The following is a 16,204-nucleotide window of genomic DNA, read 5'->3' on the forward strand; positions in this document are numbered from 1 at the left end:
GCGCGCCCGGCCCTTCCTCAATAATCCTTCGAATAGCGCAGGTTCGCCGACGATCCGGCATTGGTGCCAGTCTTCGACAGGAGGCTCAGCGTCTTGGACAGCGCGATTTCCAACTGCGTGGCGGTGAAGCCCTTGGAATCGGTGATGACCTCCACATAGATGTTGTTGGAAATATGCTGGCCAACCGCCAGGCTGGTGCCGCGACCTGTCGCCTCATCACCCCCCACGATGCCGATCCGGTCGAGTCCGGTCGCGCCCTGCAATTTACCCATCGGGTTCAGCCCTCCGCTGCCACCGCGCAATCCGTTGAGGGCTGCCGCGAGCTGCACCGCCTGCATGGCCGACAGGTTGGCGACATTGTCGCCAAACAGGATCCGAGACAGGATTTCATCCTGTGGCAGCGTGGGTGTGGAAATGAAGCTGATATCGGGCTGCTGCGCGCTCCCCGTGACACGGATCCCCGCTGTCACCGTATCAATCCGCGTTTGGGCGGTGATTTGCAGCGTCGGGTTCGTCATCGGGCCATTGAAGCTGATCAAACCCTGTTCCAGCTCGAACTGATGGCCCGAAAAGCTGTACCGACCGCGGATCACCTCGACTTGGCCGACGACCCGTGGGTCTGTCGCCGTCCCCGTGACGCGCATGTTCGTCTTCCATTCGGAATCAAGGCCCATGCCGGTCACATATATCTCGTTGTCGGCGCGCACGCGGATATCCAGCTTCCACGGTTTGGGCGCTGCGGCAGCCTTGCGATCGGCCAGGCGTTGGTCGAGCAAGTCGGTGCCTTCGCCCTTGCGCCGCACGCCGGTGAGCTGGCGAATTTCGGTGCCGCCTTGCCAGGCGACCCGATAGCGTGTTTCGGGCAGGCGCAGATCGCCCTTGATCAGACCGCCATTGGCCGCGCTGTTGGTGATATTGAGCGTTCCGCTCACGACACTGGTTATCGCCTCGCTGCGGGCCAAACGCGCGCGGTCGAGCTTGACCGCGATATTGATCGGGAAGCCGCTGTTCGCCGCCAGTCCGACATCGCCTGTGGCCTGCACTGTCCCATCACCGGCCCGGCCCGAAAAGTCACGGATTTCGAGATGATCGCTGGTGAAGCGGCCGTCGAGCCGCATTTGCGTGACCCGGGTGCCGAAACTCTCATTCTCGTACGTCAGGCTGTTGGCGCGCACCACGCCATTGAGGCGCGGATCGCTGAGGCGGCCATTGAAATCGGCCGCGACGGCAAGACCGCCAGTCAGCTGCTGATCCGCCAGGCCAGCAAAGGAGAATAGCACGTCGGCCGGACCCGAATAGCGGATGCCCCCACCCAATGGTGCATTTTGCAACTGCTCGGCCCAGGACGCGCCGGCACCCGGAGGGGCCAGGGTGGCGATGAAGCGGCCAAGGGTCGTACCGCCACGGCGAATGAGACCGCGCATGTCGCCGCCTGCCGACGACAGCTTGCCCTCGACATTCATCGATACAGGGTCCGACACGGCGGTCAGGCTGGACCGACGAAAATCATTGATGGCAAGGCGGGTGGTCGCGGTGGGGAAGGCGTTGCCGGTTTGCGTATAGTCCAGCGTGCCGGTGGCGCGTCCACTGACGCCCAGACCAGGGGCTGCCATATTGGCGATGGCAAGGTCGAAATCCTTGAAGCGCGCCTGCATCGCGGTGGTGCCGCCGAACCGGCCGGCAAGATCGACCTTGCCCTGGGGCAAGACCAGCGTGGCCGGTTCCAGTCGATATCCGCCCGTTTCGGACCGAATGATCGCCGGCTGAGCGAGGCGGAAGTCGATATTGGCGGCCTTCCCCTGTAATGCGACGGCATAAAGATCAGGGCGCAGCGCCGCATTGACGGCGACCGAGAAGGGTACCCCGCTGGAGCCATCGGCGACCAGTTGCGCCTTGCCCCGCCCGCCCTGGTAATCGAGCTTGGCGCGGGCCTTGCGCACGACATAGTTGCCATAGGCTGCATTGGCGATCTGCGCGTCGGCGCGGATTTGCGGCTGGTCGGCAAGAAGGACCGACGCGTTGACGATGGCGCGACCGATGATGATGTCTGCCTCACCGGGCAATTTGGCGTTGGAGGCGTTGGCGTTGACGTCCACGCCTTGCACCTTGCCGACCGCTGCGAGCCGGACGGCGCCGGTGATGCCCGATCCATTCATGTCGAGTTGCCCGGTAAACGGACCGGCGGCGCTTTGCTGGATGCGGCCGTTCATATCGACCCCGGCAAAGCGCGCACGAGTGACGTCGATGGTCAACGGACCTTGCGCCGTGCGGATCAGGACATTGGCAAAGAAGGGCCCATAGGGCGATCCGCCGGTGGCCTCGAGCCGGTAACCAGCCGCTTCGCCGTTCAACTTGGCCACCACGTCGGTCAGCTGGACACCGACATTGGGTCGCGCGGCGCGCAATACGGCCTGCGGTCGATCGACGGTGCCACGAACAGTCAGGGCTAGCGGACCATATTGTTTGGACGACGCAGCCGCGTCGAAGGCGATCTGCCCGTCGGTGTCATAGCTGCCGGAGCCCGACTGGATCGTGAAATTGGGGGCCGCGCCCTTGAGGCCGGCCAGCGTGAACTTGCCCTCCGGCGTCATGCCGATCCGTCCCGACACAAGGGCATTGCCACCCAGAAAATCCCGGACCGACGCATTTTCCCAGCGCGCCGTGCGTACGCCGAACCGGCCTGAAAGGCCAAATCCGCCCTTAGGCCCCGGCACAAGTTCGACATCGGTATTCAAATTGACGATGCCAACGCCATCGATCCGATAGTCGTTGACGCGGCCTTTCAGTCCACCGCGATAAATGGCGTTGTCAAGGTCCGCCAGGATGATCGCTGTTGCATCGACCTTGTCGCTGTCGATCTTGAGACTGTCGCTGATCAGCTTGCCTGCGGCATAGGCGAAGTCGCCTTTTACCCGCAAATTTTGGAGCAGGCCGCCTGCCGCTGCGTTGACGCCGGTCACGCGGCTAGCGGTGGCGTTCACTGGAATGCGGATGCGATCGGCGTCTATTACCGCCCGGCCGCTGGCCTTGAGGTTTTCGATGCCTGTCGCGTCGAAGGCGATATTTTTAGCGGTGATGTCATAGTCGATGAACGGCGTCGCCATCGGTCCATCGAGGATGACCGATGCGCGCACGTCACGACCCCTGACTTTCTCCATGATCGCTCCGGGGGTCAGCAAGGCGGCGTTGACGCGCAACGACCCGAATTTGCTTTCGGCAAGATCGACCAATCCCTGAATGTCGGCGGTCATGGCCGACGAACGCACCGATCCCTTGAGATTGACTTTACGCTCATTCAGTCCCGCAAACAGATCGACGTTCAGTTGGGGCGCAGTCAGCCGATCGACGGTCCCGGCAAAGACCAGTCCGGGGCGTAGCGGCCCCTTGGCCGTGAAATTGCCGTCGCGTGCGGCAAGGGCGATATTCGCCAGTTCCCCCTTGGGCGACGTTGCGACGATGCGACCGTTCCACGCCTCCCAACTGCCCTTGCCGTCCAGTGTGGCGGTCATGCCATCGGTCAGTCCCGACATCGCCGCGATGACGCCGCCCTTGGGCGCGGTCAGCGTGCCGCTCATCGCCAGGCGATTCTGTTCGGGCACGGCGTCGAGCTTTGCCTGCAAGCGGTCGCCGCTATCGACCAGCGCGCTCGCTTCCAGCTGAGCACGGCCATCGGCGATATGCGTCACAGCATCGATCGCGATTTCACGCTTTTGGCCTATGACCGGTCTGGCGAGAACGAATTTTGCGATCTTCAACCTGTCTACGTCGATGTCCAGATCGGGCAGGATCGGGGCGTTGGGGTCGCTTTCGGTGACGTTGAACTGCGGGCTTCGCGCCAGCACGACCAGAGGCGTGTCCAACAGGCTGACAGAGATATGGTTGTTGAGGTAGCGGAACGGCTTCCACACGACATGGACGCGCGGAGATACGGCGAATACGCCTTTAGGGTCGCGCAGGATGAGGTCATGGATGACCATGTCGCTGTAGATCGATCCGTCGATCCGCCCGACCTCGATCTGCATCCCCGATTCCATCTGCAGGGCGGCAATCTGCTTGATGAGGAATTTCTTGCCGGGCTGGGTGTTGAGGCCAAGCAGCAATATGCCGACCAACAGGACGAGCCCGACCAGAACCCCGGCGACGCCGATGGCGATCTTTTGCCACAGTGGCCGCTTGTCGCGCACGACGATGGTCTCCGCAGGCGCGTCAGCGGCTGACGAAGCGTTGGAAGGAGTGTCGTCCTGTGCCATCAGAAAGCCTGCCCAATGCCGATATAGATGGCGAATTTGGATTCACCGGGTTGCCTGTTGATCGGCATGGCGATGTCGGCGCGGAAGGGACCGAAATTGGTGTAGAAGCGCCCGCCCACGCCCACGCCATAGCGCATGTCGGAAAATTTGGGGGTCGCGCTTTCATAGACCTGGCCCGCATCGACAAAGGCGACGACGCCGTAATTGCCGAAGCGATAACGCCCTTCGACCGCGAATTCATTGACTGACCGACCGCCGATCGGATCGTTGTTCACATCCTTGGGGCCGAGTTCCTGATAGCCAAAGCCGCGCACCGATCCGCCGCCACCCGCATAGACCCGCCGCGATGGCGCAACATCGTCGCGATCTACGCCGCTGATCGTGCCGAGGCGGGTGCGCGCCGCGATGACCAGGCTGTCGGACACAGGATAGTAGCCAGACAGATCGAACGTGGCGCGCAGATAGGGTGAGAAATTCCCTTGCAACGACCCTTCTGGTTCAGCGCGCAGATTGGCGCGGAAACCCTTGGTGGGATTGAGCAGATCATTGGATCGGTCATAGCCGATCTGCAACGGCAGCCCGCCGATGAAATACGTGCGCCGCGTCTTGTCCGCCGTTGCGGGGTCGATGACGACCTGTTCGTTGGTCAGCAGGATCTCCGCGCCATAGCTATAGGTCCAGCGCTTCTGGAAAATCGGTGTGGATTGGCGCGCCCAGCCGATATTGATGCCGGCGGTATAGGCTTCATAGGCGTCGTAATTCTGGTGATTGAGCGTGATGCCGGTCTGGAAGGTCTTGTCCCGCTTGCCTGCATTGGATCGCCGGAACGTCGCCGAGGCGCCCTGTTCCTGCGTGCCCGCGATTGCCCCCAGGATCAGCGCGCCTTCAGGTGGGAAAAGGTTGCGATGCGTCCATGTGCCTTCGGCGCGGAACCCCTGACCCGTGCCATAGCCCGCTTCGCCGGCCAGCGTACGCGGCGGGCCGGCATCTTGATCGACATGCAGGTCGACATACTCCGTGCCATCGGGACCCGCTTCACCGGTGCGGACCGGATCCACCGCCACGCTGGAAAACAGGCCCGTCGCCACCAGCGCCTTGCGCAGGTCATCCACCTTGCGGCTGTCATATAATTCGCCGGGTTTATAGCGCTTGATCACTTCCATATGGTCCGCGCCAAAGGCCTGATCCTCGCCGCTGGTCGTGATCTTGCGGAAGCTGGCGCGCGGGCCGGTTTCCACCGGCAGGGTGTAGGCACCTGTGACGGTCTGGGGATCCAGCAGGATGTCGCGCTGCCCAACTTCGACGAAGGGATAGCCATTTTCGGGTAGCTTGAGCGCAACATTCGCCTCTGCCCCCTCAACATTGGCGGCGATGATATAGTCCCCGGTTTTCAGGGGCAGGCTTTCGCGCACCAGGCCGGGCGGCACGGTAGGCTGGGAATTGATGACGATATCGCCGATCTTGTAGCGCTTGCCCGGCGTCACGGACACGACAGCCGTCAACGTTCCGTCGCCACCCTGATCCAGGCTGGCGAGCGCGGTTCCATCATAATAGCCCTGCGAATAGAGCAGGCGGACCGCCAGTTCCTGATCCGCCTTCGCGCGCTGCTGCACCATCGTAGCCGTATCGGCCTTGCCATCGCCATCGAACAGCGCCGACTCCGCGCGAAACTCATCTTCCAACCCTGTTTTGCCAAAACCTTCGACCCGGGTGGCGTACCGGACGTCGGGCAGTTCCGCATCCGGATCGTCCTGCTTAGCCTCATTGGCGGGAACAGTGACGCTACCCAGCGGAGGCAGGGGCTGTGCAAGTTCCTGTTCTTCTGCAGGATCGACGGCAGCCGGCAGTTCAGCGGGCGCAGCGGACTGCGCCGGCATCTGCTGGTCGATCCAGGTGTCGATGGATGGAAGGGGGGCGTTGGGATCGTTGCCTTCCATCTTGGGCAGTCGCGCCTCAAATTGCGCATCAGGGAGAATGGGTTCTTCGGCGTCGGTTTCAGAGGCGGAAGTGGTCTGCGCCAACAAGGGCAAGGGGGATGCGGTCAACAGCAATAGGCTCAACATGCGCTGGACATGGAATGCCTGTCGTCTCGTCATCGTCGTGCGTCGCCCCTTTTGCGCCACGCCCGTTATGACGTCCGGCAATGCTTGAATACGCCCGACAGGTTGCAACGGTTCCGCCTGCGACATGATTCCAGCGACTTTCCATGGGGCTTGCGGGCGGCTAGAGCTTTTTCATGACATTCGCGCTTAACATTTCGCGCTCGCTTTCCGGGCAGCCCTGGCGCTGGCGCGGCGCCGGGGCAGACACGCGCGACCCGGCCTGCGTCCCTGATGATCTGGTCACGCAACTATTGCTGGCGCGCGGTTGCACGCGCGATGGGCTGGACGCGCATCGCAATCCCACGATCCGCGGTTTCATGCCCGATCCCAGCCTGTTTCGCGACATGGACGTGGCGGCCGAGCGCCTGGCCGACGCCGTACAGCGTCAGGAAGATGTGCGCATCTTCGGCGACTATGACGTCGATGGCGCGACAAGCGCGGCCTTGCTGATCCGGCTGCTGCGCGATCTGGGGTTGCATGCGCGGCCCTATATCCCGGATCGGCTGATGGAAGGCTATGGTCCATCCGGTGAGGCGCTGGTCCGCCTGGCGGGCGAGGGGGCAAGCCTGATCGTTACTGTCGATTGCGGCGCGCAGGCGTTCGAGGCGCTATCCATGGCCAAAGCCTCGGGCGTCGACGTTGTCGTGGTGGACCATCACAAATGCGCAAGCCAGCTGCCTGAGGCGTTCGCGCTGGTGAACCCCAACAGGCTGGACGAACATCCCGAAGCCGCCCTGCACGGGCATCTGGCGGCCGTTGGCGTCGCCTTTCTGCTGGGCGCGCGGCTGCTGAAGACCCTGGACGCCAGAGGCTGGTTCGCGAGCCGTCAAAAGCCCAATATACTCGACCTTCTGGATATCGTGGCGCTTGGCACCGTCGCCGACGTGGCGCAGCTGAAAGGCCTCAATCGCGCTTTCGTGGCGCAGGGGCTCAAGGTGATGAGCAAGCGGCGCAACATCGGCCTGTCCGCGCTCATCGACGCCAGTCGCCTGACGCGCGCGCCGCTATGCCATGACCTTGGCTTTGCACTTGGCCCGCGCATCAACGCGGGCGGGCGGGTCGGCCAGGCGGATCTTGGCGTCCGTCTGCTGACAACCGAAGACCCTGCCGAAGCGGCGCGGATCGCGGCACAACTCGACCAGTATAATGAGGAGCGGCGCGCGATCGAATCGACGGTGCAGGAACAGGCCGAAGCACTGCTTGCCGCCCAGGGAAACCGGGCGGTGGCGGTGATCGCGGGCGCCGGCTGGCATCCCGGCGTCATCGGTATCGTTGCCGGACGGATCAAGGAAAAGGCGGGTCGACCCGCGATCGTCATTGCGCTGGACGACGCAGGCGTTGGCAAGGGATCTGGCCGTTCCATTTCGGGCGTCGATCTGGGCGCGGCGGTGCTGGCCGCGAAGGATAGCGGGCTGTTGGTCGCGGGCGGCGGGCACGCGATGGCGGCGGGGTTGACCGTAGCTGCGGACCGCATTGACGCGCTGGCGGATTATCTGGACGAACGGCTGTCCGCTGCGGTGGCAAAGGCGCGGGACGACCGCGCACTCCTCATTGACGCCGTGCTTGCGCCGACCGGCGTCAATCCGGACTTTGTCGCAGCGCTGGACCAGGGCGGTCCCTATGGCGCGGGTTGGCCCGCACCGCTGATCGCGGCCGGCCCGATGCGCGTCATCAAGGCGGACGTGGTGGGCAACGGTCATCTGCGCGCGATCATGGCCGGGGACGACGGCAGGTCCATCAAGACGATCGCGTTCCGTCGCGCTGAAACGGACCTTGGGCAGGCGATCCTTGCTGCTCCGCGTGATCGACGGCTTTGGGTGGCCGGTAAGGCCAAGATTGACGATTGGGGCAGCCGTCCTGCCGCCGAACTCCATCTGGAAGATGCAGCCTGGGCGGATTGAGCGAGTTTGCAATTTTCTTGGCGTTTAGGGGTTGACCCTTTTCCCGTCCCCGCCTAATTGCGCCCTCGCTTCGCAGCGCTGCCCGGCAGCGCCGCTGAACGGCCCCTTCGTCTAGCGGTTAGGACGCGGCCCTTTCACGGCTGAAACACGGGTTCGATTCCCGTAGGGGTCACCAGTCAAGCGATTTATCGCTTTGATTTTGGTTGGTAATTTAGAGAATCCATCGATTTGATACCACAGTCGTTCCCACGTTTGGCTTGGGTATTGATGGTATCAGACGAAATTTGGTGGGACAGCCTTCGGCGAGTTGGCTTTATACTTTTTGCTACTTACATGCTGCTTCGAAAAGCATGCACGATTGCTGCGATGTAGAGATAGACATTGACTGCGTAATTCATTATAATCTGCTCAGATATGAACTATATTTACATGTATAACGGTATATACGACAATTAATTTCACACAGGCACGCTCAGTATATCGATTGTTGTAAATAGAAATATTTAAATCTTGGGTAATATAATGGCCAATTGACATATAGTCTGTTTTTTTGAAAAAGCCAATTTAAATGGACCATTGCTATCTAAATATTTTTGGACGATAAACAGAATGTTATTGGTAAAAGCATCAATATCATGCTGCGCTAGGTTCCTGAGAATATCATCAATCTTTGATTTTATCTGGTCTAGGCTTTCATTGAGCCTGAAAACTCGCCGATTTTCCTGTTCTGTGCAAATCTCTGGCCTGGGGGCGGCTGGGATGTCGATGTAGATTTTGACCAGTTTGGGTAGGTGAAGATCACGCATTTGCTCGGCATCAACGCGATTGAAGCTGGGAATTTCTTCACGGCTCATCGCCACTTGGACGCCCTCTAAACTGGCCAATATACGTCGGATACGGTCTTGGGCCCCGGAAGGCACCGCTCGTCTCATAATCCACTGCAATAGCGGGGATGGGCGATGGTGATCGGTGATCGGTGATCTCCCGGCGTAGGCGGAACTGAGGTCTTGCTGAACAGGCGGCTCAGCCTGTCGACGATACTCATCGCGAAACTGTCTCCATACGTTGGCCCGCTGCCTGAGCGCCTGCCAGCGCTGCGCCTTGCGACCGCGCTGCACCACTGAATACCTGAAGCGCGTCAAACGATGGAAGCATGAGGCGGTCATCGATGCCATCCAAAAGCGGCTGGACCTGCTACCCAATGCCATGGGTATCCGCTGCCGGACCGTTGAGTATGTCTTCGGCACGCTCAAGTCCTGGATGGGCAGCCTCCACTTCCTGACCAAGGAGCTCAAAAACGTCAGAACCGAGATGAGTTTGTACGTGCTAGCCTACAATATGAAGCGGATGATCCAGATCATGGGCATTCAGCCACTCATTGCAGCGATCCGCACCTGAGATCGAGCCGCGCCTTTAACAAAATCGTGTGCAGCCTCTCATCGCACCAATATTCGATGCTTTTGCCGTGGCGCGTTTTTACACAGCCTCGACCAGACTTTGCCGTTCTTTGACAATCATTGCTGTCCCGATAGCTGTCATGCATTCACATTTATATTGGCTTGGTCTCAGGTAGCATAATCAACAACGGGATTGAGCAAGCGCGTTGCCCCGAGGTGCCGACAGAGCCTTGTGGTGGTCGGCGAAATTGCCGAAGGCCTCCAGGGAGTCCGCGATGGCTTTTTGCAGCCAACTTGCAAAACGCTGCTCGATCGCCGATCGCGCTATCCGAGAATCGGCGCGATATAGTTGATAGGTCTCACCAAGGCTGCGACAGCCCTCGGCGCAGCGCATAAGCTTTCCTGACAGCAGGAGAGATTCGGCAATGAGGGGCATGGCCAGCGCGATACCAAGCCCAGCTGACGCGGCCTCATACATCATGTGAAGCGTATCATATTCGCGCATCTGGGGCGGCGAACGGGACAGACCGGCCGACGTGAACCAGCGTTGCCAGAGCTGACCTGGCGAACGCACCGCCAGCAATGGATAGTCCGTCAGCATGGCATCACTGACAGGCGGCAATCGACCATCGGCCAGCCGTGGCGCGCAGACTGGAAACGCGCGGACGTCGAACATGCGTTCCGCGATCATATCATCGGGAACGGCAAGCCCTCCCCAAATTCCGATCTTCGCCTCGCCCGAACGTAGCACATTGAAATCCCGACACGGCACGAGTTCGATGTCGATATCGTGATGGTGTAGAAGTTCGGGCAGTCTCGGCAGCAACCAGCCTGAGGCGAAGGAATGCGATGTGGCCACGCTCAGTCTGCGCGGATTGATATCCACAAGCATCGTTGTGGCACGCTGGATCGTGCTGATCGCTGGTTCGATCAGCGCAAGATAGCGTCGACCGGCGGCATTCAGTACGAGGGTCTGACGAACGCGGTCAAACAGGATGACGCCCAGGAAGGTCTCAAGCCCTGAAATGCGTCGGCTGATAGCGGACGGACTGAGCGCCATATCGCGTGCCACAGATCGCAGGCTGTCGCCCCGGGCGGCGGCGACAAATATTTCGATGGCTTCCAGCGGCGGCGTTTTCCGGATCATGACACCACCAACGTAACTTGGTGATGTCACAGAATTGCGACATCAGCACAGTCATGCGCCGCGATCAGAATATGAAGTACATGACGGCAGGCGTTACGCCCCTTCGCCTGACGATCCTGTTGCTGATCGTCTATATGGTCGCTTTTGCTGACCGGCAGCTACCGGCGATGCTCGGGGAAGAGATCGCACGAGAATTCAAGCTCGGCGATACAGCGCTGGGCGCGCTCCACGGCTATGGATTTGCCATATTCTATGCACTCGCGGCAGTTCCAGCCGGATGCCTTGTCGATCATGTGCCGCGGCTGAGGCTGCTCGGCCTCTGCCTTCTGGTGTGGAGCACCGCTACCATCATTTGCGGCCTGGCACCCTCGCTTACCCAATTATCTGTCAGCCGTCTGGTCGTCGGCCTCGGCCAGGCCGCACTTGTGCCCGCCGCCTATTCGTTGCTCGGCGATGTTTGGCCGCGCAGCCGCACCGGTGTCGCCGTCGCGGGCTTTGCGATTGGCCCCTATCTGGGCGTAGGTTCGATGCTCTTGCTTGGCGGACAGCTTGCCAGCTTCACGAATTGGCGCCCGCCATTTCTCGTTGCAGGCCTGTTTGGCATAGGCATAGCGTTCATCGTGCTACGCTGGCCCGAATTGCCACCCCAAAAGAATATATCGATGCGCGAAGCAGCTCCTGCGCAGCATTGGGCAGCGACATTGGTGTATTTTCGAAACCATGTGGTCATAATTGCGGCAATAGATGGGGCCTTGCTGTTCGCGGCCATGGCCGTGCATGCCGTACTGGGCTGGGGCGTGATATGGCTGACGCGCTCACACGGTCTTTTGTTGGGGGAAGCTACGCTTGCGCTGGTCGCGGTAGTGCTTGTCGGCGGCGGTCTGGGAACAATCGCCGGCGGAATGGCCGGAGACCGGCTGGCCAGGTTCGACAACGGGCATGGCCGTCTCTGCCTGCTCGGCGCTGCGATGCTGGTTGCCGCGCCAACGGCTTGGGCCGCTTTCACGTCAGGGGGATCAACGGCCGCTCTTGGACTACTGACACTGTTAATTACCCTAGTCGCCATTGCTCTGGCCACCGGCCCGGCAGCGCTTCAGGATATTACACCTCCGTCGATGCGCGGTATCCAGCACGGCTTGGCAGTGTTTCTGGTCAATATGTTCGGCCTGGGACTTGGCCCGCTTTTGGTCGGTATGGTAAGCGAGACCTTCGATGACCGCGAAGCGGGGCTGGGCTCCGCGCTTGCGACCACCGTACCGGTCATGCTGTTCCTCGCGGCGACGATGGCGGCCACGGGCCGTTATGCCCGCTGCGCGCCGGGACGGCCGTTCTCCACCACGTAGCGGGCAAGACTGGCAGTGACGCTCTGCGAATCGGCGAGATCGGCGACGGCGCGCAGATCGATGTCGAGCTGCCCCGGCGTGACGTCGAGTAGAACGTAGCCGGCATGATGATTGTCCAGGAAGCGAACATGCGGATTGAGCGATTGCGCCGGACCGAACAAGGCCTCCGGGCCGTTGCGCGAGGCAAGGCAGGAGGTGACGATTTCGGTCGCTACCGGCACGGAATAGGGCTGGCTGAAATCGCGCTTCACATCATTTATCCAAAAGGAATGGACGTCCCCGCCCAAAAGTACGGGATTGCGCACGGCTGGTTGGGTCAGCGCATCGATGGCGCGGTCACGTGTCGCCGCATAACCATCCCAAATGTCGGAGTAACGTGCATCCGGCCCAGCTGGAAGATTGAGGCGTGAGAATAATGTCTGCTGGGCAATCAGGCTCCAGCGTGCCTGTTCGCGCGCCATCCCCGCCTTGAGCCAACGCTCCTCAGGCGCGCCCAGCATCGTGGTGCTCGTATCAAGGGCTTCGCCGCATCGATCAACGATCCGGCTGCCGCGTGCCTCGGCGGTCGAACAGGGCAGAGGCGTGCGATACTGTCGGCTGTCGAGCACATGGACGTTGGCGAGATCGCCCCAGCCGAAGCGTCGATAGAGGCGCAATTCACCATTTTGTCGAAAGGCGCTGGGTCGCAAAGGCATATGTTCGAAATAGGCCTGATATGCAGCCGCGCGCAATTTGACGAAAGTCGTCGTATCACCCGCGGCGGCTCCATGCACGCCAGCATAGTCGTTCTCGACCTCATGATCGTCCCAAGTGACGATGAACGGCATTGCGGCATGCGCGGCGGCGAGATGCGGGTCCGTGCGATATAGTGCATGGCGTGCGCGATAATCGTCGAGACTATGGGGCACGGGAGCGCCGAAACTTCGAACGTCAGGCCCGGCGCCAAAGGATTTCTCGTAGATATAGTCGCCGACCTGAAGCACCGCTTCGACATCATTGGCGATCATGTCGGCATAGGCGGTAAAGAAGCCCTGCTCCCAATGCTGGCATGAGGTGAGTGCGAGGCGGACCCGGTCTGGTCTCTTGGCAATCGTTGCCGTCCGCCCTGTGCGGCTGACCGCATCGCCAAGGTGAAAACGATAGAAATAGGGTCGTCCCGGTTGCAGCCCATCGACTTCCAGATGGACGGCACCCCCGCGGGCCAGAGGGGCGATCGTGCGGCCAGCGCGGACGATATTGTCAAAAGCCTCGTCAGCGGCGATCTCATACGCTGGCGAGGCATTCTCCCTTAACCCCGCTATGCGCGTCCATAGCACAAACCCCCCGGTCGTAGGTTCGCCCGACGCAACGCCCAGCGCAAAGGGATCGCTTTCCAGTCGAGGACGCGTTGTCCCCTGTGCCATGGCTCCACCGATCAGGAAACGAGCGGCGGCCAGCCCCGCTGCGCCCTGGAGCAGCCTGCGTCGGTCTATCATCAAAAGCGCGCAGACAGACGTGCGTAATAGGATCGGCCATTCACACCGATGGGCGTCTCCTCGCCAGTCGGGAAGCTTCCTCCGGTCGCCGCGATGACGCTGGCCTGATCGGCGATCTGGTCAGGTTGTGCGTCGAGGAGATTCTGAACGCCGACAGCAAGCCGCAGCCCCGGCATTATGGTATATCCCGCCGCCAGATCGACCGTCGTCTTGCCGCCGAAGGTTTGGGTGGCGACCAAGGGCGCAGAGGTGTAGGTTCCAAACGCCGCGACATTGGCCTGTACGTCCAACTTTCCATGGGTCACTTGGGTCTGCAGCGTGAACTTGTTGGCTGGCTGCGCCTGGGTCAGGAACAGGATCGATTTGGTGTTGAGGAGCGGCAGGGCCGGAAGCACGGCATTGGGTCGCAGATGGTCGAGCCTGTTGTCGAAAAAGCCATAGCCCGCCATAACCGACAATCGGGTATCGGGCGCGATATCCCCTTGCCAGCGCCCGGTGATCTCAATGCCCTTGGTCGTCGTATCCACTGCATTGGTAAAGAAGCGCACCTGCTGGAAATTGGTGATCCCGGCCTCGGTCAGAATGGCCACGACTGCTGCGCCGCCAAGCTGTTCGCTCAGCGCGATCCGGTCTTTGATACGGATATGGAAATAGTCCGCCGTGAAGGAGAAACCGCCGATCGGGCCGAACACGACGCCCGCCGAGACATTGCGCGATCGTTCGGCTTTGAGCTCGGTTGCACCGAGCGCCTGCGCCACAGGATCGGACACCGGCAGCGTGCCGACCGTGACCAACCTTCCGGCGCTTGTCGCGCCCTGTACCGCGCTGAAATATTGCTGCTGAAGCGAGGGTGCCTTGAACCCCGTGCCGATCGTTCCGCGGACGGCAACGCCTTTGGTAGCATCGAACCGGGCTGTCGCGCGCCATGTCGCCTTGCCGCCAAAGTCATGATAATGATCGTAGCGGGCGGCCCCTCCCAGCAATAATTGCTTAACCGGGCGCAGTTCCACATCGACGAACCCGGCATAGGCGTTGCGGCCTGCGTCGGTGGGATTGCGCGGATTGAAGCCCGAGAAGCCATCGGCCCCCAGACCGAAATAGGCGCTCGGGTCGCCATTGCGGATGCGATAGCTTTCATGGCGATATTGACCGCCCACCGCGATATTCCCGCCGGCCAATGTTCCAGCGAGCGGCTTTGCCAGCGTAAAGTCAGTGACATGCTGCTGATAGGTTACACCGCCTAAATCGAACCGGGTCGGACTCGCCAGGCCTAGCGACACATTGGCGGTGTCCCGCATGCGGAAATCGGCCTTGTTATATCCATAGGTCTGGCTGAGATCGGCGCGGAAACCGGCAAATTCGCCGCGCACGCCAACCGTCCCGCCAATATCCCAGATGCGCGGTTCGATGATCGGCAGAAAGCCATTGGGGTAGAGCGGCGAAAAATTTGGTACGCGAAAGCCCGCGCCATTGTTCGAGATTTTCCGGGTCAGCGTTCCAAAGCCATAGAGTGCAAAGTCGCCCAGCGGTACAGATGTATTGATTGCAAAATTGGCGACCGAGGATTTGGGGTCGCCGATCCGATAGGTGACGCGGCCGAAACGTTGGTCGATGAACGCGCGGTTGGTCGGCTGGCTGTGGCGGGCCAATGTGGTCACTGTGAGGTGGCCGCCATCGCCGACGCCGAACCCGGCGTTTGCCGTCACAAGGCCATTTTCGCCATCGCCATCTTCGGTCATACCGCCGATGATTTCGGCGGACCCGCCGCTGGCGTTTGATTTGAGGATGATGTTGACGACCCCCGCGATCGCATCCGATCCATATTGCGCGGCGGCACCGTCGCGCAGGATCTCGATCCGCTCGATGGCGCTTTCGGGGATGGTGTCGAGGTCCACACCCGCCGATCCTCGCCCTATACTGTTGTTGACGTTGAGGACGGCGTTGGCGTGGCGGCGCTTGCCGTTAACCAGGACGAGTGTCTGGTCAGGAGACAGGCCTCGCATGGTAATTGGTCTCGTGTTGGCGGCGGAGGCAGTGGTCGCGGCGCGTGCGAAATTGATCGAGGGCTGAAGGAAATTGAGAGCAGCCCGAGATCGCTGAACCCTGTGCCGACAATTGTATCGCCTGACACGACATCTATCGGCGCAGAGGAGGCCAGCGCCGCGCGCCCTTCCGATCGTGTGCCAGTTACGACGATGTCATTGGCAACCGGTTCCTTGCTCTCTGTCTGGGCATGAGCAGGGATGCAGACAAAGGCAATAGAGGCAATGATGGACGTTTTATGCATGGCCGATCCCCCGAGTGTGCGCTTGGCGCTCGGATAGAGCCGAACGATGACATGCGGTATCGACGAAACCGGGACAGTTGTTGCGCCAGGCGCAACAACGGGTTGTCGCCATGCAACGGCGGATGAGCGAGCGTCCGAACAAAAGGCTCGGTTCCGAGGTCGACCAGGTGGGCAGGTCAATGTGCTGGCCGATCTGTTCATCGAGCATGGATCACCTGAGCATATCAGGTCCAACAACGGTCCTCAGTTCGTCGCCCACGCGGTGCGCAAATGGCTGGGATGTCAATCGGCGTGCAAACGGG

General features: G+C 61.0%; 8 protein-coding genes, 1 tRNA gene and 1 pseudogene. 4 read left to right on the plus strand and 6 right to left on the minus strand.

All coding sequences use genetic code 11. From position 1 onward, the window contains the following. Positions 1–17: 17 nt before the first annotated feature. Both B2V90_RS16090 and B2V90_RS16095 read right to left on the minus strand, forming a co-directional pair. Entirely contained in the window at positions 18–4,250 is a 4,233-nt protein-coding gene (locus B2V90_RS16090; RefSeq protein WP_228221580.1) for a translocation/assembly module TamB domain-containing protein, read from the minus strand. After that, complete coding sequence (locus B2V90_RS16095) at positions 4,250–6,346, minus strand: autotransporter assembly complex protein TamA (RefSeq protein WP_228221579.1); 2,097 nt, start codon at positions 6,344–6,346, stop codon at positions 4,250–4,252. The genes B2V90_RS16090 and B2V90_RS16095 overlap by 1 nt, the downstream gene beginning before the upstream one ends. Positions 6,347–6,486: 140 nt before the next feature. Between B2V90_RS16095 and recJ the strand changes: the two genes are divergently transcribed. Together recJ and B2V90_RS16105 are read left to right on the plus strand one after the other, a co-directional pair. Further along, positions 6,487–8,253, plus strand: a complete 1,767-nt coding sequence (gene recJ / locus B2V90_RS16100; RefSeq protein WP_009820700.1) for a single-stranded-DNA-specific exonuclease RecJ — start codon at positions 6,487–6,489, stop codon at positions 8,251–8,253. Positions 8,254–8,353: 100 nt separating this feature from the next. Beyond that, positions 8,354–8,428, plus strand: a tRNA-Glu gene (locus B2V90_RS16105). A 328-nt stretch (positions 8,429–8,756) separates the two neighbouring features. Here B2V90_RS16105 and B2V90_RS16110 read toward each other — a convergent pair. Next, positions 8,757–9,107: a hypothetical protein gene (locus B2V90_RS16110; RefSeq protein ID WP_228221578.1), complete on the minus strand. Its 351-nt coding sequence runs from the start codon at positions 9,105–9,107 to the stop codon at positions 8,757–8,759. A gap of 226 nt (positions 9,108–9,333) precedes the next feature. Here B2V90_RS16110 and B2V90_RS16115 point away from each other — a divergent pair. Beyond that, a pseudogene (locus tag B2V90_RS16115) lies at positions 9,334–9,651 on the plus strand (transposase); the annotation flags it as partial. 180 nt (positions 9,652–9,831) lie between these two features. Here the strand turns inward: B2V90_RS16115 and B2V90_RS16120 are convergent. Beyond that, on the minus strand, positions 9,832–10,797 hold the full coding sequence (locus tag B2V90_RS16120; protein ID WP_228221577.1) for a LysR substrate-binding domain-containing protein: 966 nt from the start codon (positions 10,795–10,797) through the stop codon (positions 9,832–9,834). A 53-nt stretch (positions 10,798–10,850) separates the two neighbouring features. On the opposite strand from B2V90_RS16120, the gene B2V90_RS16125 reads away from it, so the two are divergent. Continuing rightward, complete coding sequence (locus B2V90_RS16125; protein WP_228221576.1) at positions 10,851–12,140, plus strand: MFS transporter; 1,290 nt, start codon at positions 10,851–10,853, stop codon at positions 12,138–12,140. Here the strand turns inward: B2V90_RS16125 and B2V90_RS16130 are convergent. Further along, the gene (locus tag B2V90_RS16130; protein WP_228221681.1) at positions 12,098–13,615 is read right to left on the minus strand and encodes an alkaline phosphatase D family protein; all 1,518 of its coding nucleotides are present in this window, start codon (positions 13,613–13,615) and stop codon (positions 12,098–12,100) included. The two genes, B2V90_RS16125 and B2V90_RS16130, sit on opposite strands and share 43 nt — an antisense overlap. Further along, a complete protein-coding gene (locus B2V90_RS16135; RefSeq protein ID WP_228221680.1) occupies positions 13,615–15,792 on the minus strand; it encodes a TonB-dependent receptor plug domain-containing protein in 2,178 nt (725 codons plus the stop codon). The genes B2V90_RS16130 and B2V90_RS16135 overlap by 1 nt, the downstream gene beginning before the upstream one ends. Positions 15,793–16,204 lie beyond the last annotated feature (412 nt).

The sequence above is a fragment of the Sphingobium sp. UBA5915 genome (assembly GCF_002431195.1).
Taxonomy (GTDB): Bacteria; Pseudomonadota; Alphaproteobacteria; order Sphingomonadales; family Sphingomonadaceae; genus Sphingobium; species Sphingobium soli.